Below are 24338 nucleotides of genomic sequence, written 5' to 3'. Positions count from 1 at the left end.
ACCTTTAGAGAGGAGAACAGTCCACTGGCCCCTGCATTCATTCCTCATTGAGGCAAGTCTATATGGCTCCTGAGCAGTTTCAGAGCAAGCCACGCTCTGTTAGTGATCAATATGCTCTGGCTATCATTGCGTACGACTGGATGATGCAATCTCCTCTCTTGCGTGGCTCTCTTGCCCAACTGGCGTATCAGCGTGTATTTACTCCCCAAGCAGAAGCCTCCCATTTCGAAGTGAAATTTGCGCGTATGCGTTATGCAGGCTCCAGGCTCTTTGATCTGGCGTTTATGCGTTACACTGGCCAGTGGATCGAGCCCTACCCGGCTATGTCGGCGGATGAATGTCTGACAGCCGTTCGCGATGACCCTTTCTTCACTATTTGATGGGACTCTGCTTATCAGGTTCAACCTCTACACCTTCGCGACGGTGATGGAGCCGCTGCCGGTCTTGACTCGAACCTGGGCGCGAGGACCATCCACGGGCATATGCTCAAAGGCGTTGATGACCTTGCCGGAGCTGGTCGAGGCGTTGAGCGTTAGCGCGGACTGTGACGGGAGCGTCATGGAGACGGAGCCGCTACCGGTGCGCAGTTCGTACGTGCCGAGCGGGTCAAGCCCACCAGAGTAGGTAACCGAGCCACTGCCCGTCCTGAAGAGAACGTTTCCCGCAAGGGTCGATTGCGTAACTGTGATTGAGCCACTACCTGTCTTAATTGTGGCTCTTCCCGCAAGGTTGGACTGCATGACAGTAACGGAGCCGCTGCCCGTATTCAGTTCGGCGCTACCATTCAACTCCTGAGCCGTGATGTGTCCGCTCCCGGTCTTTAGCAAGAGATTGCCTTTGACCTGATCGGCGTTCACGGAGCCGCTACCAGTGCGGGCATCGATGCGCCCTTCCAGGTCCGCGATCTCCATCCCGCCGCTACTGGTGTGCAGGCGTATATCGCCCTTAAAGCCCCGCGCCTCGACACGACCCGAGCCGGTCTTCATCTGTACATCACACCCCTTCGGCACTGTAATCTCAAGCTCGAAGCTTCTCCAACCAAACTGGTAGAAGGATGAGTCAGCGGCGCTCTTCATGGTGATGGAGTCGCCCTGCTGCTGGTAATCTATGCGCATCGAGTCGAGCGTCATACCGATCCCACTGGCCTTCTTCGTGGCATTGACCGTCACCACGTTGTCTTCGCCCTGCCGGATCGTGATGCGACCCGAGACGTTATTGATGTCCAGCCGCGCATGCCCCTGAATCATAAAGCTCTCCGTGGGCATGGAAAGCGTGATAACGCGCCAGTTGAGGATAGCGAGGTAAGCGCCAATACCGATCAACAGGAGGACACCGCCCCAGATCAGCCAGCCGGAGAGCAGGCCCAGGACATTGCTCGCGATCAAGGCCAGACAGAGGATACCTATGAAGACGAAGACGCTGGAGGCGTTACGTTGCCGGGGTGCCTGGGGGTGCAGCTTCTCGCCCTCCTGAAACCAGCTATCCTGCGCGTACTGTCCTGTATAGCCTTCCTCGTACGTGCGCTCCCTCTCGTCCACGTGCGCCCCTTCCGTATAGGGCGAAGCCTGCTCGCGCGGGTCCCGGTTGACTGCACGCTCCGGCGTTACCTGTTGTTGTGACTCGTAGCCGCTTTCCTGGCTCTGCATAAATACCTTCTCTCCTCGCAGATCACGATAGATATAAAAAAATCATTGTATTATACGCCCCAAGCCCAGTCGAGGTTGTTGGTAAATATGGTGAATATTCGGCAAACAGGCTATGGTGCCATCCAGACACGCACACTTCTCCCATCGTCACCAGAGGCAATCCTCTTCCCATCAGGCGACCAGGCCACTACATTCACATCACTGGTGTGCCCTCGATACGTCAAGATGGGGCTGCCATTTGTAGCATCCCAGACCTGCGCAGTCTCGTCATTGCCGCCTGAAACTATCTTCTTCCCATCAGGCGACCAGGAAACAGAGTTCACGTAATCAGCATGCCCACGATAGATCACAACATGACCACCATCAGCGGCATCCCATACTCGCACCGTCTTATCTTTTCCACCAGAGGCAATCCTCTTCCCATCAGGCGACCAGGCGAGAGTATCCACACGATCTGTATGTCCACTATACATAAAGGCTTGCTTGCCATCTACTGCGTTCCAGACATAAACTGTGACCCCACCACCAGAGGCGATCTGGCGACCATCGTGGGGGGACCAGGACACTGTTTTCGCGGCCTCCAGCCCCCGCTGATAAATAGTGCGCTGTCCGCCATCCTCCGCGTTCCAGGTTTCCATTGTTCTTACTCCGGTAACGGCAATCCTCCTCCCATCAGGCGACCAGGCAACCTCTTCTACCAAATTACCATGTCCCATATATACATAGGTGAATACATGACCACCACTGGCAACATCCCATACCCGCACTGTTTTGTCATAGCTTCCAGAGGCAATTCGTTTCCCATCGGGTGACCACGCCAGCCCTTCCACGGCACCTTTATGTTCACGATAGGTGAAGATATGGTCGCCTTTCGCTGTATCCCAAACCTGTACTGTTTTATCACCGCCCCCAGAGGCTATCCGCCTCCCATCAGGTGACCAGGCAATCGCATCAACCGTATCATCATGCCCTTCATAGCTATAAAGAGTAGTTCCTCTTGATGGCAAGGTTGGAGGCGAGGATAGAGGAGGCGTCAAAGCCGGCGTGGCTGGTCGTCCATTGTGTGAGGTCACAAACCAGATGAGTCCTCCACCCACACTAACTCCTCCCCCTAGACTCGCCAGAATCATCGCACGACGCGAGAGGCCCTTGGCAGATGGAAGCCTTTGCTGACTCACGTTTGCCGATGGAATATCTTTATCGAGCTTGATTGAGGGGATAGCTGCTTTTAACTCTGTTGGTGGTGTATCCTCGCCCGATGCTGTTGATGGAGAGTCTTCATGCGAGTTGGCCGATGTAAGATCTGCTCGCAAAGACTGCACGATGCTGCCCTCTCTTACCCGGTGAGCTTCTTGCAAGGCAAGAGCAAAGGCGTGTATGTTGTGAAATCGCTGCGCCGGATCTTTGGCAAGAGCCTTCATGACCACCTGCTCAATCTCAGGCGAGATCACGGGGACCTTCTCACGCAGTGGAGGAGGAGAGGCAAACAAGTGCTGTGTGCAGAGTTCAGTAAACGAGCCCTGAAAGGGGCGCTCTCCACAAAGCCACTCGTAGACGACAATACCCAGCGCATACTGATCACTTGCCGGAGAGAATCTGCCCTTGATCTGTTCAGGGGACATATAGGTGACAGTTCCTGCCATCCCTCTTGCTTTCTGATCATGCGAACTCTGCTCAGCTACCGCGATACCAAAGTCGCTCAAGAGCACCCGATGATGCTTGTCTAACAACATGTTTTCAGGCTTGATATCTCGATGTATCACTTTTTGATCATGCGCATATTGCAATGCCTCGGAGATTTGCTGCACATAGAAGGTAACCGTTTCTAGCGGCAGGATCGTCCCTTTAGGATGCTGCCTCCGCATAGTTCCTTCCGCAGCATAGTCCATGACAAGGAAAGGGGTGTTGTCCTCCACGCCAAATTCAAGAACGCGCACGATATGAGGATGAACTAGACGCGCAATAGTACGCGCCTCCACACGGAACTTATCAATATCATCAGGAGACAGGCGAGTATGCAGCACTTTAATAGCGGCCTGGGTGTCCAGGTGGATGTGCTCACCCAGGTATACCTGGGCAAAGCCCCCTTCGCCCAACAAACTTATAAGACGGTAATTGCCAAGACGCTGTTCTATACGGCTGACCCGCTCTCCCATTCTGCTAATCCTTCAAGTCTCTTGATGAGACCAAATACGTTCTCCACAAAAGCCAATTGTAGGGCAAAAAAGGCATATACGTCAAGAGATTTTGTTGAAGGATACTGGTCAGCTTTGGCTTGAAGAAACATGCACACTTTTATTTTGCAGGAATATGACTCCTCTCTGCCTCCACTATGTAAATGTTGAGATTTCTCCCATGAAATGTCAACATTTACACCAGGGGTGCAAAAAGGCGAGTATTTGAGCGTTTTCTCAGGTGACATAGAGGTGCCACATGACCTTGTGACTGAAATGGCGTCTGACACTTTCATAAGTAGAGAGAGACCCGTCCGAGGAGGAAATATGGATCCGATCACTGCCTCCATTGTTGGGGCCCTGGCAGCAGGAGTGCTGAACGGCCTCACTAAGATAGGGGAAACTGCACTCTTTGATGCGTATACGCATCTCAAGTCCATACTCAACAGGAAATTCGGAGCCAGAAGCGGTGTCATGCAAGCTCTTGCCCAACTAGAAAGCAAACCCGATTCGACTCATCGGCAGGGAGTGCTCAATGAGGAACTGACGGCTGTCAATGCGGGGCAGGATGCGGAGGTGAGAGCTGCAGTGACACGTCTGTGGATCGTGGTTCAGCAACATCAGAGTATCAGCTTAAAGAATGCATCGGTCAAGGGCTCGATCTATCAGGTAGGGGGCAACCAGTACCAGATAGGGCGCGACCAAGTGAACGTCAATGCAGGCGATCTGGTGGGACCCGGCTCCAGACGTACTGCGAGAAATGTTATCAGTCTTCTCTTAATCATCGGGGGATTGATAACGAGCATTCCTGCTGCCGGTATGCTGCCGTTCTTTGAAGCGATTGTCAATACCATGACTCAGCCTGTAGAGGGGTTCCCGGAGATGCCAGACGCTTCTAACTTCAACGCCGCCGCAAACAGCTTCGGCACAGCCGCGCACGTCATGATCTACACGACCATCGCCCTGGGCATTGTCATGGTGATTGCCGGATTCTGGATGAGACGGAAGTTAAAACGACCCTGAGATTCAAATTGTCGATTTGTGTGCGAAACGGGGTCCCGACATTTTTTACCAATATTTTCCCCATTTATATAATAGGGGCAGTGTTCCAGGGTGGCAGCGAGATTGTTTCCCACTTGCGACATTGATCGCGTGACGCGAGAGTAATCCCTGCCATTCTCGGCACGGCGGCGGTTTGAGGGCATCAATCTGCAATTCCTCATTTTGCTCTTGTTTGGAGATGCGCACGTACCCAACCTTTATAAGCTCTTCCTTTTGCCTCACATTTCCCGTCAACTGCCTGACGTTCTGAGATTTTGATTAAGGGATGAGTTGTGAGAGCCGTTTTTGCCATTGACACCGCCACGCCCGCCGCGCCAACCCTTTGCGCCCTGGGCCTGGTACAGAAAACAATCGAAAAAGGCGCAAGGTTGTATTGGCGGCTTTATGATATTTGTAGCACTGATGCTCTGTCTCTCGTGCGCTAGCGCGATCACCCACATATTCTCGGGCAATTTACTTGCATCACAACCTTCACCCACGGTAAAGATGCAGGAAACATCGACAAAACCGTTTAGCCCAACGCTAACGCCCACACCTAAACTATTACCCACACCAACACCTACTCAACTGTCAGATCCTACGCCGACACCTGCCCTGGCCACGGATGTGAATGGTAACCCCTGGGGGTATGATTTCAACCCAGGGAATGTGATCACCAATCCGTCGGCTGGCTTCTGTAGGTACTTTGACTGCATATCTTCGTTCTCGAGTGGAAAGGGTTATGTGGTTGAGTGCCGGGATGGACAATATAGTAAGTTAGGTGGAAAACAGGGCGCCTGTTTGCGCAATGGAGGAGTTAGCCACATACTCTATTCTCATTAGCACAACGAAAAGCCCTCTCCTTGCAAGGGTGAGGGCTGTAACCATTGGGCGAAGGTGAGCGCAGGACGGCCCAGAATCTGCTCCACGGCGTCCGAAGACGGTCCCGGTTGCTGAACGCGGTCGGCCCAGTAGCCAATCCCCTTCCTCGAAGAGAGGCATGGTTGAAATGACCATCGCATGGTCATCACCTATAAAGAAGGTTGAGATATCCTTTTTGGGACAGCTTCCCTGTCTGATCTCGTCTATACCAGACCTATTGGGTGTTACGGAGTGGCGGGAGAGAGGACTACAAGGGTACGGCTTTGCAGTCTAAGTGTAAGTTTGAACCGCTTTTGTAAAGAGTCAAATATTGAAACAAGTAATGTGCAGTAGAACCACACTATCATAGTGTGGTTCTACTGCACATTCTCTTTGGGGAAGATGCTTTTTAATAGGACAACCCATGCCCAAAGGGAAAGAGCGCTTGCTCCGAGTCATAGGGAACATCTGACTTCTGCTTGCGTACCGCTTCCATGGAGGAGGGTAGTTCAAAAGGCAGGGTACCCTGAGGGGCAACACGACCGAAGACAACATCGAGCAGGGCTGCGTCACTGGCCCCAAAGTTGGCCAGTAGAGCGGCGCTGTGTTCCGCGATCTCTGGCATCACGGCTGGTCGATCCAGGTAGATGTCAACGATGGTGGGAACCTGGCTCAACACATTCAGGATGGGCGCCAGTTCCTCTTCCTTGAAATCCAGGTCGCCCGAGTGGAAGAAGTTCGCCAGGAAACCGCCACCCTTGGGAGGCTGGAACGGTGCCTGGAGGCGCAGAATGGCCAGATCGGCCTCCGCGGGCGTGGCGACCACCTCTCCATAGGCACTGGCAACGTCTGGGGCGATATTCTCAATGTAAATCTTTGGTTTGCCGCTCAGGGGCAGCGTCGGTCCGTTTGCGCCAGTAGCGTTTTTCAGCAACACAAAGGCTTTGCGCTGGGCCAGCGCTCCAGCCGCCTGGAAGCGCTCGTTGCCAACAAGCCGTTCGGCAGCATCAGGATCGACAAAGGGCTGATCAAACAGGCCCAGGCGGAATTTCTCTCGCAGCAGACGGCGCACCGAGATGTCAAGTCGACTTTCAGGGATCTGCCCGCTTCTGACCAGGTCGATAATCACATCAGGACAGGCTTCGCCGCCAAACTGGTCAACACCCGCGTCAAGAACCTTCTTGGCCTTCTCCGGGATACTCAGGTGCTCAACGCCCCAACTGCGCGCCGGGAAAGGCTCGCCCATCATGTCCGCATCGGTGAGCAGCCCCCAGTCGGTGCACACAATCCCATCAAAGGCATATTTCTGGCGCAACAAACCGGTGACGACATCTTTGTTGAAGCCAAAACCAACCTCTTCAATGGGCAAACCCACTGGCATACCGTAGTAAGGCATAACCTGGGAAACGCCTGCCGCAAAGGCATCTTCAAAGGGTTGGAGGTGATAGTCAAAGTTGTTGCCAGGATAGACCTGCTCGCGTCCATACGTGAAGTGTGGGTCCTCACCATCTTTCTGGGGGCCTCCGCCAGGAAAGTGCTTGACCATGCAGGAGACGCTCTCCGGGCCAATGCGCTCACCCTGGAAACCGCGAATATACGCGGCGGTCATCTTGCCGGAACGCTCCGCATCCTCGCCAAAGGTCCCATTAATGCGCGCCCAGCGCGGTTCCGTCGCCAGGTCGGCCATGGGGTGAAGCGCCACGCGGATACCCACCGCTGTGTATTCCTGGCGTGCCATATCACCAAACTCCTCCACCAGCGCGGGATCATTGATGGCGGCCAGGCCCAGTGGCTCGGGCCACTGCGAAAACGCTCCGGCCAGAAAACTGGCCCCAGGATTGCTGCTAAAGGCGTGGCGCGGATCAGTGGAAATGGTCATCGGAATGCCCAGGCGCGTCTCCTCCGCCAGGGCCTGGAGGCGATTGTACCATTCCGCGATCTGCCTGGGGGCAGAGGCGTAGAGTATGTTGAAATGATTCATCAGCTTCCGAGACACCATCTCAGTCGTCGGCTCCGTCGGGAAATCGCCGCCGCCCTCGTTTAACGTCCCATCGGGATTCATCGCAATCATGGTCTGGAAGAGCATTCCCGCTTTCTCTTCCAGCGTCATCTGCCCCAGTAGATCCTCCACGCGCTCCTCAATGGGCACACGGGGATCTTCATAGGGGTCCAGGCGCCCGTTTTTGTTCAGATCGCGATACGCGAAACCATCATCAGTAGAGAGTGTTTGTACAGACATGTGCTTCTTTTTCTCTTTTTCTACTAGTTCTGCGTCTTAGCGCACAGAACGGATGGGACGCACACAAAGCGCGCCGATGACGACGAGCACCAGGGCGGCGATATATCAGGGGATGAAGCACTTTGGAATGAAGAATCCATCGTTGAGACTCCTTCTGAAGACGCTGAACCCGGCTTGCCAACTCATCAGTGAGAGGGCCTCCAGCATCGTTCATGCCTTTACTTATTCGTATAAGTTGGAGTATAATCTGGGAAAAACCAGAAGTCAAGAGGCTGAGTTAAAGGAAGATCGAAGACATGAGAGGCGAGCAGCGTAGAACCAAAAGCGTCGATGTGGCGCGGGAAGCTGGGGTATCGCAAGCCACCGTTAGTTATGTGCTCAATAATGATCCGCGCCAGCGCATTCCAGAGGAGACGCGAGTCAGAGTGATGGAGGCCGCGCGCAAACTGGGCTATCAACCATACGCGCCGGCTCGTTCGCTGCGCTCGGGAAAGAGCAAAATCGTGCTGGTTGTCTGGCCAATGTCGGTCATTGAGGCAGCAATCTCTCAAATGATTGAAGAACTGGCGGCGGCAGTGGCAAAAGTGGGCTTCAGCCTGGTCTGGCAGGTGGGCTTCTCCAGTGAACAGGAGCACCTGTCGGCTAACCTCGCGCCAGCGGTCGTGGTCGGGATGGTCGATGAAAACGATGCCGCCGCAGTTGCCAGCCTCCAGCGTTTTCACGCCCCGATTATTACGTTGGGCAATCGGGACTGGATCAACGCGGGCACGCGCGCGCAGGTGGCGTACCTGCTGAAGCTCGGTCCGCGTCCCATTGTCTACGCAGCCACGGAAAAGCCACAGCTGCAGCATCTCTCGCGCACTCGCCAGGAAGCCGTGCAGCAGATGTGCCGCGAACATGGCCTACCCGAACCGCGTATAGTGACCATCTCCCAGACGCGCGAGAAGGCGCGCCAGGCGCTGGCGGATCTCCTGGCAGTGCAGTCTCCGCCGTTCGCGGTCTGCGCATACAACGACGATGTGGCTTTTGCCACCCTGGCCGCGCTCTCCGACCTCAACATTGCCGTGCCGGAGACCGTCAGCGTCATTGGTCACGACAATACCATGATTGCCGAACTGAGTATTCCTCCGCTCACCACCATCGGCCTCGAAAATCCCAACCTGACCGAGCACCTGATCGCGAGCGTTGTCTCCGTCTGCCAGGGTGGTCCTGTTCTGGAGACCGGCACCTTGCAGGCAAAGGTCGTCGTGCGAGCCTCGGCATAGGCATGCTACTCAGCGTGGCTCGCGCGCTGGAATCAAAAGAGGTATTATCTGATCTGCTATCCGCAGCATCACAGGGAACTGTCACATCTGGATAGACAAAATGAGGTTTTCCATTTTTCTTCATGGCGAGGAATACCTGAACGTCTGCCCCGAAAACGGTACAGGGGCGAGATCCCGTTAGGGCACCCTGCCACCTGTTTCTTCCCCAACAAAGCTGAACAACTCCTTCTCGCAATCACCCGAAGAGGTGAAGACGGCATCCCTGCTGGCCAGATATACTGTTTTTTATCTCAGGAATAAGAATGTAGTGGAGAGGGGTTATAAATCAGGAAAGCATTAGATTATTTCCGCAAGAAGGATATTGTCCCTCACTGAAAAGGGAAGAATAAAATATATGCAAACAACACACTTTGATAATGCGACTACTCCCACTCTTGAAGAGGCGGTGTTGGTGGAACCCGGTGTGGTCCCTCCTGGCAAACAGACGAGATCTATTACTCTTGCTCTGACCTTTCTCATAGGGTGCGTCACCTTAATCATGACCGGGTTTGCGATTATCATCCCCGTCTTCCCCCAGCGTTTGCAAGCGTTGGGGCTGGGACCTGAGACGCTGGCGTTAATGGAAGGCGCCTTTGGTCTGGGCATGTTCCTCTTTAGCACGCCAATGGGAACATGGGCGGGTCGTATTGGTCGTAAACCTATTCTCTTTATCTCGTTAGCTGGTTTTATTGGCACGAATATCGCTCTGGCATTTGTGAATGTGCCGCTGTTGTTTATTCTCATTCGCTTTGTCGAGGGCATGCTGATATCTGGCCTGATGCCTGTGGCGATGGCGATGATTGGCGATACGATTCCCCTGGAGCGACAGGGGCGCTGGATTGGTTTTGTCACGACGGCCCAGGCGGTGGGAATCGCCCTGGGACCCGGAATTGGCGGCTTTCTCTATCAATCGTTGGGTTTTACCAGCCCATTCCTGTTCTCAGCCGGAATTGCGCTCGCGGCTTCGCTTCTGGCAATCTTTATGGTGCCCGAAACCTTGCCGGATGCGGTGCGGCTGGAGGCCCGGCAGCCAAAAGCGAAGTCGGGGTCAATCGCGAGCAACAAGCAAGATTTGAGCCTTCTTGGCCTGGTCTTGCTCTTCTTGCCATTCCTGGTGATCGATTTTGGCATGATCTTCACCTATCCATTTGTCTTTCCGCAATACCCCTTCTTCTTTGAAAAGGTCCTGCACTATAGCGCAGCGCAATATGGCATCATCATCAGCACCTATGGGCTGGCCCTGGCCGTGTTTCCGCTCTTCCTGGGCCGTCTGAGCGAGACCCTGCCGAAGAAGCCACTCATTGTGATTGGAAGCTTGCTCTTTGGTGGCCTGAACCTGTTTATGTTCGTGGCCCCCTTCTATCCGCTGCTCCTGCTGGGCTCGGTACTGGGAGGGCTGGGAAGCGCCCTGGTGCAGCCAGCGATGGGCAGCATCTATCTGGGCGCTACGACCGATAAGAATCGCGGCCAGGTAATGGGGATACGTGGCTCGGCCATTTCCCTGGCGGTGATGCTTGGCCCGCTGACACAAGCGCTCGTCGGACACTGGATCACCCCGCAGACGACCTTCGCCATCGGTGTCGCCTTATCGTTAGGCATGGCTGGCGTGGCGTTTGCCTTGTTGAAGAGCCCACAACAAACTACGGAAGCATAACTATCTTTGAAACAGAGAGAACCATGACAAAAGAACAATTGCTTGACCTGATAGAGGCGCTTGGCTTGATTGACCTGGGGGATGCTATCGCCTACCTGGACCCAGATGGAGCGGTCGAAGCGCTCCTAATTACCGAGAAGGAGCCACAAACGATGTGTGCGTGAGGAAGACACTCCCTTTCTCTAAGCAACTTTTAAACAAAGTACGGCTATCTATTATTGACTCCCCATTCATGTAAAGCTTACACTGATAAATGAAGTGTAAGCTTTACACTTCAGCTTCTCGTCTAAATTCATAAATTAACAACCATTTTTTTTGCTCGGGCCTCTCCTGATTATTATTGACTCATTGGTCATAATTAGGAGGTGGTGCCAGGAAGGTGAACTATGAAAAAGATCATGTTTGTTCACCCGAAGCCATCCCCGCTCTCCTCTTTGAAACGGGAGTTGAAGTATAGAGATTTTTATGTGATCGAGGTTTCGACGTGTCATGAGGCGCTTGCTCATTTGCAAACACATCCTATTGACCTGGTGTTGCTCGATGCTATTCTTCCCGACCAGGATGGTTTTACGCTTTGCCGCTGTATTCGCGAGTTGGGCTATAGTCTCCTCCCTCTGCTGATTGTGTCCACCAGGGCCGCTACTAGCGATATTGTCGCGGGTCTCAAGAGTGGCGCGGATGACTATATTACCTACCCCTGTGCTATTGAAGAACCGGTTGCTCGTATGCAGGTCGCGCTACGGCGAACAGAAGGCATTTTGCGGCGGACCGTGAAACTGCAAGTTGGCGATCTCTTACTTGACACCAGGACACGCCATGTCTGGCGGGGAGGGCGGCATATTGAGCTGACACATAGAGAATATGATTTGCTTGAGTTCCTTGCCAGGAATGCTGGTTGTGTACTGCCCAAAGAGCGTATCTTCGAGCACGTATGGGGGTATGACAACGACGCAGGTTTAGAGGTCATTAAAGTCTACATTAAGTATCTGCGCATGAAATTAAATGCAGGGGAAGCACCAGATCTGATCCATGCTGTGCGGGGTATCGGCTATACCCTCCAAACTGTTTGCCCGCCGCCCAAAGCGCTCTCACAGGACCGTGAGCCTACACCTCAGGGGCTGGAGATGTATGTATTGCAGGTCTCCTGACGCTGCAAAAACTTACTGCTTTCTAACCAGCGTTGCATATCCTTTTAAGGAAGGTTAAAGACACAAAGCATGTTCCTTACGTTTAAGCATGCCGACGCCCAGAAGTATGCTGGATGACAAAAAGAGGCTTACGCCGCACTGCCATAAATGGCATTCGGACGCGCTAAAGCCCCCATTCGGGGGCGCGGCTGGTCCCTACCGTGTTGGGAGCTGCCTGGAAGGGCTTTCTTACCGCTTTATAATCAGGCACAGTTACACTTTTCTCCAGTAGACACGTGTTGGTGATAGAGAGGTGGCATGCTAAAAACAACATGTGCTCATCAACATGAGCGTATGTACGTTCAACATGATTGTGGTGCCTGGAGCATAGTCGCTGAGTTTACGAGGGATGAGCAAGCAAGCTATAGGTTGAAGATAGAGGGGTAAAAATAATGAGTAAAAAAGTAAGTGATTTCCTGCTCGAACGGCTTTCAGCGTGGGGGTCAAGCTTATTTATGGCTACCCAGGTGATGGAGAGGAGAAGAGTGACATGTCTACTGCCATCAGATCTGGTACCGCTGTAAAGAATTTGACGCGGGATATACAGAAAATGCTGCCCCGAGAGCGCTCCACGCTGGCCCACCTGGAGGATATCGTTCCGCAAAATATCGTGAAAGAGGGCCTGGTCCTGCGCAAGCATGTGCGTGAGGGGCGTTTTCAGCGCAGCCTGGCCGTTATCACTGTTATCTCGGGCTTATTCACCGGCCTGGAGGTTGGCTATGAACACTATCGGGGGAGTTACGGGCAGCGCATCATGTATACGCCCATCATCCTGAGCTTTGCTTTGATATTTGCTGGTGCCTGGGCAGTCTTCAACCGCTGGGCGGCTCGAACCGTCTTACGTGTTATCTCGCTGCTGTCGATCGTCGATGGTGTGCTTGGCTTCTATTATCACATTCGGGGCGTGGCGCGTAAGCCTGGTGGCTGGCGTATCCCCATCTTTAATGTCATCATGGGGCCGCCCGTTTTTGCGCCGCTGCTCTTCTCGACTGTGGGCTTCCTTGGCCTGGTAACCTCGTTCCTGCGCCGGGAGGATGCCCCGACAGTTGCGGGACCAGTGCTGCCAGGAAAGATCACAAAGCAGTCTCGGTTATCACATGTCAATCCAAAGTTTTTCCTGATAGAAGAGCTGCTCTTCGCGCAGGATGTGCGTGAAGGACGCTTTCAGCGGATCCTAGGCGTGGTCGCCGCGCTTTCGGCCCTTTTTAGCTGGATCGAATCCCTCTATTCGCACTATAAAAACAACTTCTCTTACCGTATTCAGTGGTCGCCGATTCTAGTAGGGCCACCATTAGTTATCGCGGGTATCGCGAGCGTCTGGAGTCGCACTGTTGCGCGAACGCTCCTGCCTCTGACCTCGCTACTGGCGCTGCTCAATGGGGCTATTGGCTTCTTCTATCACCTGCGTGGTGTGGTGCGTCGTCCCGGTGGTCTCAAAAAGCCCTTCTATAATGTGCTCTACGGACCCCCCATCTTTGCGCCGCTACTCTTTTCGGCCTCGGGCTTTATTGGTCTGCTTGCCAGTCTTCTCAGGAGGGCCAGAAGATGAAACTGTTGAAACGTAAGTCAAACAGTACGCCTGTTGAAAATACGTCATCTGCGTGCCCCGCATCCGTTGAGGCCAGTTTGTTGCCGAGCGATTCTCGCACGGGAAAGCCTATCACGTCATCAGCGCAACCGGGCTACTATCCAGGCTATCATACGCTGAGTCAGCAGGCCTTCTGGGATGAGGCGACGCGCAATGTCGTCGTGCGGCGCGTTGAGCAGGTTCCCCCCATCCGCTTCTTTACGCCTGAAGAAGTGCGCTTCTGGCAAGCAGTCTGTGATCGCTTATTGCCGCAGGATGATCGGGATGAGGAGCATAAGATTCCCGTACTCAACTTCATTGATGAGCGTCTCTATCACAAGCGTATATCGGGGTATCGCTATGAGGATATGCCTCCCGATGACGAGGCCTATCACCTGGGGAGAGAGGGGATAGAGGCCATCGCGAAGCATATGTTCCAGGCCTCCTTTCCCGACCTTGGCCCGAGCGAACAGGATGAGGTCTTGCTGACCTTACACCAGTTTCGCCCGCCTGCCGGGCATGATATCTGGCAAAAGATGTCCGTGCCGCGCTTCTGGATGCTGATCATGCAGGATGCCGCCACGGCCTATTACGCCCACCCTTACGCCTGGGATGAGATTGGCTTTGGCGGGCCAGCCTATCCACGCGGTTATATGCGCCTGGAGCGAGGGGAGCCGGAACCCTGGGAGGTCAAAGAGCAACGCTATGCCTGGGAGGCGCCAGCCTCCGCGCTTTCAGGACGCTATCAGCCTCTTGGCGGGCCGGGCGGTCATAAACAGCAGCCTCCCGGACAGAGCGGAACGCATTGATGGCTGGGAATGATAAAAGTATCTATGTATAGCAGAAGGAGGCACGAAGGAAGGAAGACTATGCAGAAACCGCTGCTATTGCAGTATCCTCGGACGGATCGAAGAAATAGTCCAATAGATAGCCCAGCAGTCGCTTCCCGCCTCTCACCTGATTTAGCAAGAAGAGTATAACAAGGAAAAGCAGAATATGTCAATCGCTTTTGCACTAGGAGCCTTTCGTGGCTCACATCCCAATGTGCATCGCCTGGGGCCGCTACAAACTATAGATGCACCCATGAGGCAGTTTTCGCCCGGCGAAGAGGTGGATTTTTGTATCGTCGGCGTGGGTTCGGGTGGAGGCGTCCTGCTCCAGCGCCTGGCGCGTGCAGGCTTTCGCGTATTGGGCCTTGAGGCTGGCCCCTTCTGGGATACGGAGCGTGATTGGGTCAGTGATGAGGCCGGGTCTCATAATCTGTACTGGAACGACCTGCGCATTACGGGTGGTGAAGATCCCATTACGTTGGGGGAGAATAATAGTGGCAAGGGAGTTGGTGGTGGCTCCGTGCACTGGGCTGGCTTTACGCCCCGTTTCCACCCTTCGGATTTTCGCGTCTACTCACTGGATGGCATGGGGACCGACTGGCCGATTAGCTATGATGACCTGAGACCGTACTATGAGCTTCTGGAGAAGGAGATTCCCGTTTCTGGCCCGGCCTACTTTCCCTGGGGCGACCCACACGGCTATACCTATGCTCCCCATCCTCTGGGGGGAGTCGGAGATGTCCTGGTGCGAGGATGTACAAGCCTGGGTATTCGGGTCGTGGCCGGAGGTCCAGTCGCCATTCTTGCGGGCTCGCATGGAGACCGCCCCCACTGTATCTACCGGGGCTTCTGCATTCAGGGCTGTAAGGTGGGGGCCAAGCAGAGTACACTCGTTAGTCACGTCCCCGATGCCATCCACCATGGTGCTGAAATTCGCGCAAACTGCATGGTCTCGCGGGTACACCTGGAGCGAGGCCTGGTGAGCGGCGTTAGCTACTTTGATGCCGAGGGGAATGAACAGTTTCAGAGCTCGAAGGTGGTCCTGGTCTGTGGCTATGCCATCGAGACGCCGCGCCTGCTCTTCAATTCCGCCTGCCCTGGCTTTGAACATGGCCTGGCGAACTCCAGCGGTACGCTGGGAAAGTACCTCATGGTCCAGATTGGCAACGTCGTGCTTGGACGCTTCGAGGACCCCATCCGCATGTACAAGGCTCCGCCCGCCCATGCCCTGACCGAGGAGTTCTACGAAACTGATCCGCGCAACGACTTTGCACGCGGCTTCGCGGTCCAGACGGTTGGCCCGCTTCCCATTGGATTTGCCAAGCAGATGATGGTTGCCAAAGGGGCCTGGGGCTGGGGCATGCGCAAGGTCATGATGGACTATAACCACTGGGCGGCCCTTGGCGTGCTGGGTGAGATCCTGCCCTGGGAAGATAACCGGGTGGAACTGGCCGAGGAGAAGGATCAGTATGGCCTGCCTGTGGCGAAGATTACGTTCGGCCTGCATGACAACGATAAGAAGGTCGCGGGCGCAGGTGTCAAGAAGGCCACAGAGATTATGCAGGCTGCAGGGGCGCAGGAGGTGGTGGAAGAGCCACGCTATGCGCACCTGGTGGGAGGCGCGCGCATGGGGAGCAATCCTGCGACCTCTGTCACCGACAAGTTTGGCAGGACGCATGATATTCCCAACCTCTTCATCTGTGATGGGAGCCTGTTACCCACACAGGGCTCGGCCAATCCGGGGCTGACGATTCAATCCCTGGCGGCGCGTACCGCTGACTATCTCATCTCTAACGCCTCTGCCTTGCTTTCAACACATCCCGAGCGCGTCGTCGAGCCAGAGCCGCGGGTACGCGAGAACCTCTCGCCCGCCGGTACAGCGGGGAAGGGCGTACCACGTATCCGTTCTCGTCACAAATAACGTGCCAAGTTTGCATGAGAAAGAAGAGAGGATGATGGTCGCATGACTCACCTGGCCCTTGCTGAGTTGGGGTTTCCCCTCTGGCTACGGCTCAGCCATTATATTAACTTGCTGTTCATTGGTTTGTTGATTCGCAGCGGCATCCAGATTCTGGGGGCGCATCCTCGTCTCTACTGGAATAGTGGCTGTAAGCCTGAGAGCAACTGGCTCAAATTGACGAAAAGGAAGGCACGCAAGGATCGGCTCTGGACCTCCACGGATGAAGAAGTCTCGGTGAGTCCGCTCCTGGCACTTCCCGGAAAGGATAACCTGGGGCTTGGGCGCCACTGGCACTTTTTCTCGGTGATCTTCTGGATCCTGAATGGGATTGTGTACGTGGTCTTGCTCTTCGCTACGGGTGAGTGGGCGCGGCTGATTCCCACGTCGTGGTCGATTGTTCCTCGGGCCTGGGAGACCTTTGTGACCTATATTACTCTGCACATTCCACCTGCCAGCGACTTTCATCCCTATGATCCCTTGCAGCAGCTCACGTATGCGGCGGTAGTCTTTCTGCTTGGACCGTTCTTGATCGCGACTGGCGCGGCTATGTCCCCTGCCATTGAAGCCCGCTTCCCCTGGTATCCCAGGCTCTTTGGTAACAGGCAAGCTGCACGCAGCCTGCATTTCCTGGGCCTGGTCGCGTTTATCCTCTTTACGATTGTGCATACCCTGCTCGTGCTCATCGTGCATTTTCAGAGCAATATCCGCGATATCGTACTTGGCTCGGAAAAGAGTAGTTTTACACTGGCGTTCACGGTAGCAGTCATTGCCTTACTCTTTGTGCTAGCGGTGTATGCCTGGACCTCCTGGTACACCCTGCGGCGCAAGCGGCGCACGCAGCACGCGCTGGGAGCCATTGTAAATCCCACACGGCGTATGCTCCTGCAACCCCTGCCCTCGGAGCAGCACTATAAAGCGTCTGACATTACGGACTACTTCTGGGTCAACGGGCGCCCTCCAGAAGAGGACGAGTTTAAGCGCCTGGCGCAGCACAACTTTGCCGACTGGCGTTTGCATGTCTCGGGCCTGGTCTTCAATCCCGTGCACCTTTCCCTTGAGGACCTGCGCACCTTTCCCAAAATATCGCAGATTACCATGCACAATTGTATTCAGGGCTGGACCGGCATTGCCGAGTGGGGTGGTGTAGCCATGACCGAGATTCTGGCCCTGTGCGGCGCTCAGCCAGAGGCCAACTATGTGGTGTTTACCTCCTATCAATTGGGGAAGCAATCATATGCGGATGCCCCCAAAGAAGCGCAGGCGCGCCCCTACTACGAGGTGCTCTCTATGGAGCAAGTGAAGCATCCCCAGACCATACTGGCCTATGAAATGAATGGCAAGCCCCTGCCCCTTCAACATGGGGCGCCCGTTCGCTTGCGCGTCGAGACCCAGCTTGGCTTCAAAATGGTCAAATACCTGCGCTCCATTGAACTGGTCGCGGACTATGCCACGATTGGAGAAGGCCAGGGCGGCTTTCGCGAAGACGTCCAGTTTTACAGCATGGGAGCAGAAGTCTGATTTTTATGAAAGGGTATGACTGTTATGGGACAACTAGAGCAGAAAATAGCGGTAATCACTGGAGCCGATAGTGGCATTGGGCGCGGGATCGCGCTCCAGTTTGCCAGTGAAGGCGCAAGCGTAGTCATTAACTATGCGCATGCACGTGACAAAGCCGAGGCGGTGCAGCAAGCCATTGAGCAGAAACACGGGAAGGCAATTATTCTCCAGGCCAATGTTGGGGACTGTCAGCAAGCGACCGGACTGATTGAACAGGCCGTTCAACAGTTTGGGCGGATTGATATCCTGGTCAACAACGCTGGCATGGAGATCCATAGTCCCTTTGTCGATGTGACAGAGGAGCAGTTTGACCGTGTGCTTAGCATCGATCTCAAAGGGGCTTTTTTCTGTGCTCAGGCTGCCGCGCGTGAAATGATCAAACAGAAGACGCCTGGGCGTATTATCAACACGTCATCCGTGCATGAGGATCTAGCCATGCCGAAAAACGCACCCTATTGTTGCGCCAAAGGCGGTATGCGCATGCTCATGCGTACGATTGCGCTTGAACTGGCTCCCTATCAGATAACGGTGAATAATATCGCCCCTGGCGCGATCCATACGCCTATTGATGCGGATGTCGAGGCAGATCCTGAAAAAATGGCGGCCCTATTAAAGGAAATTCCCCTGCGGCGCATGGGGCAACCAGAAGAGATCGGCAAACTAGCGGTCTACCTGGCCTCAGATGCGGCGGCCTATGTTACCGGCTCTACCTATGTGATCGATGGTGGACTCATGATTAACACTGGTGGGTTATAAGGAGCAGCGCTATGTCAGATGTACAGACGCACCCGTCGTTCTCGCCCTCGGCCATGTACCAGCCAATTGAGGACTATGGCTTGATTGGCGATCTGCACACGGTTGCGTTAGTGGGCAAGAACGGCTCTATTGACTGGTGCTGTCTGCCGCGCTTCGATGCTCCGAGCGTCTTTGGTGCGCTCCTGGATGCGGAAAAAGGGGGCTTTTTCCGCATCTCACCCTCCGATATGCATGGGATGAAGTGCCAGCAGCTCTACCTGCCCGAGACCAATGTTCTGCTCACTCGCTTCCTTAGCGTCGATGGTGTTGGCGAACTCACCGATTTTATGCCCATTAAACACGTTGGCACGGCGGAACACCAGCATCAAATCATACGCTCAGTCTCAATCGTGCATGGCTCGCTCTCCTTTACCCTCATCTGCCGCCCGGCTTTTAATTATGCACGCGATACGCATCATATCGAGATCCTGCGGCAGAGTGCTCTGTTTCAAAGCGAGCATTGTACCCTGGGGCTGGCCTCTCCTGCGGATTTGGAGGCTGATGGTCGAGGAGGCGTCCAGGCGACGTTTACGCTTCACGAAGGGCAGACCCTGCTTTTCTTGCTGGAGAGTAGCAAGGAGAGCGATCGCGCGCCACAACTCCTCTCTGAGGAGGCGTATCAAGCCGCATTTCAGGATACGATGCATTACTGGCAGAACTGGTTGGCTCAATGTACCTACCAGGGGCGGTGGCGCGAGATGGTCCAGCGTTCAGCCCTGGTGTTGAAGTTGATGACCTATGCGCCAACGGGAGCGATTGTGGCCGCTCCCACGACAAGCTTACCAGAGTCGGTCGGTGGCGCCCGCAACTGGGATTACCGCTATACCTGGATTCGTGACGCCTCCTTTACGCTCTTTAGCCTGCTTACGCTTGGATTTACGCAGGAGGCCGAAGCCTTCATGGGCTGGCTCGATGCGCGGTGTCACGAATTAGGCGAGAATGGCACCTTGCAGCCAATGTATGGCATCAACGGCGAACATAAGCTCACAGAGATCACGTTGGATCATCTAGAGGGGTATCGTCAGAGCCACCCGGTCCGCATTGGCAATGGAGCCTACACCCAGAAACAGCTTGACATCTATGGTGAGATGCTAGATGCCATCCATACCTACAACCGCTACGAAGCCATCACCTATGATCTATGGCAGAATGTCAATCGTCTCCTGAAGTGGCTGGAACATCACTGGCAAGATAAAGATGAAGGCATCTGGGAGGTGCGTGGTGGTCCCAAGCTTTTTGTGCATTCGCGCATGATGAGCTGGGTCGCCTTTGATCGCGCTATTCGCGTGACGCGAGATCGAGGCTGGCCTGCCCCGACCGGTACCTGGATCGACATCCGTTCGCAGATCTATCAACAGATCATGGAGCAGGGCTGGAACGCAGAGAAGCGCAGCTTTGTGCAGTATTATGGGAGCGATGCTGTCGACGCCAGCTCTCTCCTCATGATGATCACCAACTTTACCGGCTCGAAGGAGCCACGTATGCTCTCGACCATCGCCCGCATTCAAAAGGAACTAGCCAGCGGCTCTCTAGTGCTACGCTATAATCCCAAATTTGCGGCCAATGATGGCCTGGGGAGCCAGGAGGGAACCTTTGGTGCGTGCAGCTTCTGGCTGGTAGAAAACCTGGCGCGTGCTGGTCACCTGGACAAGGCCCGCCTCTTGCTGGAGAAGCTCCTCTCCTACAGCAATCATCTTGGCCTCTACGCCGAAGAGATCAGCCCAACAGGGGAAGCCCTGGGAAACTTTCCCCAGGCCTTTACGCATCTCGCGCTCATTACTGCCTGCTATCACCTGGATAGAGCGCTGACGATACGCGCCAAGCGGGCCAGTCCTGGCATTGCCAGTTCTACTGCGAAGTCCTTTGCCCAGCCCCCAGCCTCACTCCCATGATGCACATATAGTGCGAAGGAGCCTGGCCGGGAAGCTACACACATACTTCTGATCCGAAAACCCGGAGCGCGAAGCGCTAGACACGCAAGTGGCGCTGCGCCCCCGAATGGGGGTTGGGTTTCGGAATAAGATCATAATACAAGAATCATGAAGAAGGGAGAGACGATATGACGACCAAAACTAGGCAGGCAAACATAGATGAGTCTCTTAAGGGTGATTTTTAGCATATTTTTCCTGAACTGGCCCGCATCGTGCTGATCCAGGGCCACAATCGCCTTCTGCCGCAATTTCCGGCCTCGCTTGCCAGGCGCGCGGCAAAGAAATTGCAGCAGATGGGCGTGGAGATCAAGATCGGCGTACACGTCAAGGATATCAAGCCCGATTGTGTCATGATCGGAGACGAACGTTTTGCCGTCGAGAATACCATCTGGACTGCTGGAGTCAAGGCATCGCCCGCGGGCACATGGCTGCATGCCGAGACGGATCATGATGGACGCGTCAAGGTCGGGCGAGATTTGAGTGTGCCTGAAGACTCTATCCAGGTGCTCGAAGATAATATGATGTGGCGTGGTTATTCCCATGTTTGATCGAGCTGGGGGGCGTAGAACAAGAGCGCTCGCTTGTAGCGCAAGAGATTCTCGTCGGCGGTCGTCTCCGCGAGCTGAGTTAAAAGGAGTTCCACTGATTCGCTATACTGCCGGGTGTTGTAGAGAGCCATTGCCAGGAAGACAGAGAAGGCGCGATTATGCGGGAACTCCTTTAACCCACGTTTGAAGGTTTCGATTGACTGGTCGTATGCTCCCAATGCCCGGTAGGTGCTCCCCAGGCCCAGTAGTGCCCCTTCCAGGTTGGCGCCTGCAAGCCCCTGCTCAATGGCCTGGACATAAAAAGGAACCGCCTCACGCTCCAGTCCTAAATTATCATGCACCCAGGCGGTCTGATAATTAATCTGAGGATCATCGGGAGCGGCGGCAACCAGGTCCAGCAGGATCTCGCGGGCCTCTTCGGCATGCCCCGTCTCGCGCAGGTGAATTGCTCGCTGTAAGCGATCGTGTGTCGTCATATGTGTATATGCCCTTTTCAACTCGAAGTATCTAGGAGAAATGTACTTATGAGGTAACCATACGCGCGAGCAATGCCAGCTGTCAAGCGGGCCCTGAAAATTAAGTTGTGCGCAATCCTATTGACAACTCCATATTTAGAGAGTAGTCTTTTCTATACAGGATTACAGTTGAACTTTGCCTTTTGTAAAAAAGATGGCTTTGTACAGTGATAGTGATTATGGCTATTCTTTGTAGAATGCATTTGTAGGGAAGGGTGGCATGGTGAAAACCCGGCCAGGCGTCAATATACTGTTTCATTGAGCGAGCAAGTATGCTCCTTTCGCCCAAAGGATTGAGCAAGGGAAAAAGGAGATAAGTAACGCTATGTGTCCTGATGATGCCTCAGTGGGTGCTCCACTCACATCATATCCCGAACTGCCATCTTTGCTGGAGACGCTGTCCGACGCGTTGCTCTTCCTTGATACGACGGCAACGATTCAGTATGTCAATAGGCGAGCTGCGGCCATGCTTGGAGCAAGCAAACATGAGTTGCTAGGGACAAGTCTCTGGCAGAGCGCACCACACCTTGTAAGTACCGCGCTCTACCAGGCCGTTACTACAGCTATTCACACGCAGGAATCACTTGAAATAACCTACTGTTCTTCAATCACCCAGAGCTGGTTGCGGGTGCAGCTCTCGCCAACGAATGGCGGCGTTCTGGCCTTTTTCCGTGAAGGTAAAGAGCCTGTACGGTTGCATGATGCTCTTTATAAGAGCGAACAGCGCTATCGCAGCCTGCTGGAGAGCTTTACGGATGGAATCGTCATTCTTACTCCTGAAGGGTTAATCCTCGACATCAATCAGCGCCCTCTCCTGGTTGCCCAGGCCAGGCGAGAGGAGGTCATCGGTAGGCCAATGGTTGAATTTCCTTCTTGGAGGTCCGCGCCCCTTGCTCAAGATCAGTTGCGCGCCGCCATTGAACAGGCCAGGAGAGGCGAGACGGTTCACTTTGAGGTCAGACTCTACCCGCAGGCGGAAAGTTACCGTGACCTTGCGTTTGTCATGACTCCTCATTGCGATGCGGAGCAGCGTATCGAGTATCTGACCTGTGTGGGCCTCAATATTACTGAGTGGAAGCAGGCCGAAGAAGAATGGCGTACATTGCTTGATATCATCCCTCACTTTGTCTGGGCAATGTATCCTGATGGTTCTACCCACTACAGTAACCAGCGCTGGCGCGATTATACTGCTACGACTGCCGAACAAGACCAGGGGAATGATGGCTGGAGCCGCTGGATTCATCCCGATGATCGACAGCGTGTGCTAGATACATGGCAAACAGCTGTGCATGCTGGTACATCCTATGAAGTGGAGCACCGGCTCCTAGAGGTGGAAACCTGCGCGTATCGTTGGTATCTCACACGAGGCACGCCACGAAGGGATCAGCAGGGGACGATCCGGCAATGGGTCGGAACCTGTACAGACGTTGATGATCTGAAAAAGGCGGAGATCGCTCTCTATCAGAGCCAGGAGCGAGCGCGTACCCTGATGGACTCGAATATTATAGGCATCTTTATCTCCAGGGATGATGAAATTATTGAGGCTAATAGTACCTTTCTGCGTATGACCGGCTATAGCCAGGAAGACTTGCGCCAGGGGAAAATGGGCTGGTTTCGTATGACACATCCAGATTTTCTTGTGCGTACCCAGCAGGCACGGCAAGAGCTTGCACAGCATCAGACACTTATTCCCTATGAGAAGGAGTATGTGTGTAAAGATGGGAGCCGTCTCCCTGTACTTGTGGGTGGCGTGGCCTTGCCCTTTGATCCCTCTCAGAATCTCTGCTTTGTGCTCGATAACTCTGCCCGTAAGGAACTGGAGTTGCGTAAAGAGAACTTTCTGAGCATGGCCAGCCATGAACTCAAGACGCCACTGACCGCTATTAAGATGCGCTTACAACTGGCGAGGACACGGCTGTTGAAGCAAGGGTTTGGCGAGGCGGCGGCCACGCTATTGAGAGCGGAGGAGCCGGTTCAACTCCTTGATCGCCTGATCGGAGAGCTGCTGGACGTCTCCAAAATTCAGGCTGGTAGGCTTGACTACCTCCGAGAACCAGTGGATATAGAGGCGTTGGTGTATGAGATCGCCGAAACGATACAATTGATGAGTACAAATCATACCATCGTGGTACATGGCTCGGCTCCTTGCACGCTCATTGGCGATAAGGGTCGGCTGGAACAGGTCCTTATCAACCTGGTCGGCAACGCCATCACCTATTCGCCTGATGCTACCACAGTCGATATCGACCTGGATGTTACCACCGAGGCTGTCACTATTGGTGTGCGAGACTACGGTATTGGTATTCCACAGGGGCAGCGTGAGAAAATTTTTGAGCGCTTCTACCGTGCATTTGACTTGAGCCAGCGAGCGATTCCAGGTCTGGGGATGGGATTGTCTATTGCCCAGGAGATCGTACGACATCATGGGGGAACGATCACAGTGGAGAGCGAAGTGGGGAGAGGCTCTACATTTCGCGTAACGCTTCCTCTCAAGAGATCCAACCCGGTCTTGTAGCGACCTGGTATAGA

Annotated in this window: 19 protein-coding genes; 14 read left to right on the top strand and 5 right to left on the bottom strand. The window is 54.3% G+C overall.

Annotation, left to right across the window (positions count from 1 at the left end; genetic code table 11):
* Nucleotides 1-62 precede the first annotated feature (62 nt).
* On the top strand, nucleotides 63-380 hold the full coding sequence (locus tag JMJ04_RS02255; protein ID WP_201368945.1) for a DUF3024 domain-containing protein: 318 nt from the start codon (nucleotides 63-65) through the stop codon (nucleotides 378-380).
* A 27-nt stretch (nucleotides 381-407) separates the two neighbouring features.
* On the opposite strand, the gene JMJ04_RS02250 is transcribed toward JMJ04_RS02255, so the two are convergent.
* Nucleotides 408-1646, bottom strand: a complete 1239-nt coding sequence (locus tag JMJ04_RS02250) for a DUF4097 family beta strand repeat-containing protein (RefSeq protein WP_201368944.1) — start codon at nucleotides 1644-1646, stop codon at nucleotides 408-410.
* Between the two features lie 110 nt (nucleotides 1647-1756).
* Complete coding sequence (locus JMJ04_RS02245) at nucleotides 1757-3802, bottom strand: serine/threonine-protein kinase (protein WP_201368943.1); 2046 nt, start codon at nucleotides 3800-3802, stop codon at nucleotides 1757-1759.
* A 492-nt stretch (nucleotides 3803-4294) separates the two neighbouring features.
* Between JMJ04_RS02245 and JMJ04_RS02240 the strand changes: the two genes are divergently transcribed.
* Nucleotides 4295-4843, top strand: a complete 549-nt coding sequence (locus JMJ04_RS02240; protein WP_201368942.1) for a hypothetical protein — start codon at nucleotides 4295-4297, stop codon at nucleotides 4841-4843.
* A gap of 857 nt (nucleotides 4844-5700) precedes the next feature.
* Here the strand turns inward: JMJ04_RS02240 and JMJ04_RS02235 are convergent.
* A complete protein-coding gene (locus JMJ04_RS02235) occupies nucleotides 5701-5883 on the bottom strand; it encodes a hypothetical protein (RefSeq protein WP_201368941.1) in 183 nt (60 codons plus the stop codon).
* Between the two features lie 248 nt (nucleotides 5884-6131).
* A complete protein-coding gene (locus JMJ04_RS02230; protein WP_201368940.1) occupies nucleotides 6132-7961 on the bottom strand; it encodes a glycoside hydrolase family 3 protein in 1830 nt (609 codons plus the stop codon).
* A 296-nt stretch (nucleotides 7962-8257) separates the two neighbouring features.
* Between JMJ04_RS02230 and JMJ04_RS02225 the strand changes: the two genes are divergently transcribed.
* From JMJ04_RS02225 to JMJ04_RS02175, 11 genes are all read left to right on the top strand, one after another.
* Nucleotides 8258-9226: a LacI family DNA-binding transcriptional regulator gene (locus JMJ04_RS02225; RefSeq protein ID WP_201368939.1), complete on the top strand. Its 969-nt coding sequence runs from the start codon at nucleotides 8258-8260 to the stop codon at nucleotides 9224-9226.
* A 394-nt stretch (nucleotides 9227-9620) separates the two neighbouring features.
* Entirely contained in the window at nucleotides 9621-10919 is a 1299-nt protein-coding gene (locus JMJ04_RS02220) for an MFS transporter (RefSeq protein ID WP_201368938.1), read from the top strand.
* 23 nt (nucleotides 10920-10942) lie between these two features.
* Nucleotides 10943-11083 carry a hypothetical protein gene (locus JMJ04_RS02215; protein ID WP_201368937.1) on the top strand — a complete coding sequence of 47 codons (141 nt, stop codon included), beginning with the start codon at nucleotides 10943-10945 and terminating at the stop codon, nucleotides 11081-11083.
* Nucleotides 11084-11305: 222 nt separating this feature from the next.
* Nucleotides 11306-12067 carry a response regulator transcription factor gene (locus JMJ04_RS02210; protein WP_201368936.1) on the top strand — a complete coding sequence of 254 codons (762 nt, stop codon included), beginning with the start codon at nucleotides 11306-11308 and terminating at the stop codon, nucleotides 12065-12067.
* 529 nt (nucleotides 12068-12596) lie between these two features.
* The gene (locus tag JMJ04_RS02205; RefSeq protein ID WP_201368935.1) at nucleotides 12597-13655 is read left to right on the top strand and encodes a hypothetical protein; all 1059 of its coding nucleotides are present in this window, start codon (nucleotides 12597-12599) and stop codon (nucleotides 13653-13655) included.
* The gene (locus JMJ04_RS02200; RefSeq protein ID WP_201368934.1) at nucleotides 13652-14482 is read left to right on the top strand and encodes a gluconate 2-dehydrogenase subunit 3 family protein; all 831 of its coding nucleotides are present in this window, start codon (nucleotides 13652-13654) and stop codon (nucleotides 14480-14482) included. The genes JMJ04_RS02205 and JMJ04_RS02200 overlap by 4 nt, the downstream gene beginning before the upstream one ends.
* Nucleotides 14483-14669: 187 nt before the next feature.
* The gene (locus JMJ04_RS02195) at nucleotides 14670-16424 is read left to right on the top strand and encodes a GMC family oxidoreductase (protein WP_201368933.1); all 1755 of its coding nucleotides are present in this window, start codon (nucleotides 14670-14672) and stop codon (nucleotides 16422-16424) included.
* A gap of 42 nt (nucleotides 16425-16466) precedes the next feature.
* The gene (locus JMJ04_RS02190) at nucleotides 16467-17981 is read left to right on the top strand and encodes a molybdopterin-dependent oxidoreductase (RefSeq protein ID WP_201368932.1); all 1515 of its coding nucleotides are present in this window, start codon (nucleotides 16467-16469) and stop codon (nucleotides 17979-17981) included.
* A 24-nt stretch (nucleotides 17982-18005) separates the two neighbouring features.
* Nucleotides 18006-18776: an SDR family oxidoreductase gene (locus tag JMJ04_RS02185; protein ID WP_201368931.1), complete on the top strand. Its 771-nt coding sequence runs from the start codon at nucleotides 18006-18008 to the stop codon at nucleotides 18774-18776.
* A gap of 11 nt (nucleotides 18777-18787) precedes the next feature.
* Nucleotides 18788-20707 carry a glycoside hydrolase family 15 protein gene (locus JMJ04_RS02180; protein ID WP_201368930.1) on the top strand — a complete coding sequence of 640 codons (1920 nt, stop codon included), beginning with the start codon at nucleotides 18788-18790 and terminating at the stop codon, nucleotides 20705-20707.
* 251 nt (nucleotides 20708-20958) lie between these two features.
* Nucleotides 20959-21294, top strand: a complete 336-nt coding sequence (locus JMJ04_RS02175) for an FAD-dependent oxidoreductase (RefSeq protein WP_201368929.1) — start codon at nucleotides 20959-20961, stop codon at nucleotides 21292-21294.
* Here the strand turns inward: JMJ04_RS02175 and JMJ04_RS02170 are convergent.
* Complete coding sequence (locus JMJ04_RS02170) at nucleotides 21279-21770, bottom strand: tetratricopeptide repeat protein (protein WP_201368928.1); 492 nt, start codon at nucleotides 21768-21770, stop codon at nucleotides 21279-21281. The genes JMJ04_RS02175 and JMJ04_RS02170 overlap by 16 nt on opposite strands.
* A gap of 364 nt (nucleotides 21771-22134) precedes the next feature.
* On the opposite strand from JMJ04_RS02170, the gene JMJ04_RS02165 reads away from it, so the two are divergent.
* Nucleotides 22135-24324 (top strand): PAS domain S-box protein, encoded by a 2190-nt coding sequence (locus JMJ04_RS02165; RefSeq protein WP_201368927.1) that lies wholly within the window; start codon nucleotides 22135-22137, stop codon nucleotides 24322-24324.
* The last annotated feature ends 14 nt before the right edge of the window (nucleotides 24325-24338 follow it).

It is taken from the genome of Ktedonobacter robiniae, from assembly GCF_016587375.1.
GTDB classification, from domain to species: Bacteria; Chloroflexota; Ktedonobacteria; order Ktedonobacterales; family Ktedonobacteraceae; genus Ktedonobacter; species Ktedonobacter robiniae.
This window is presented reverse-complemented; position numbering and strand designations above follow the sequence as displayed.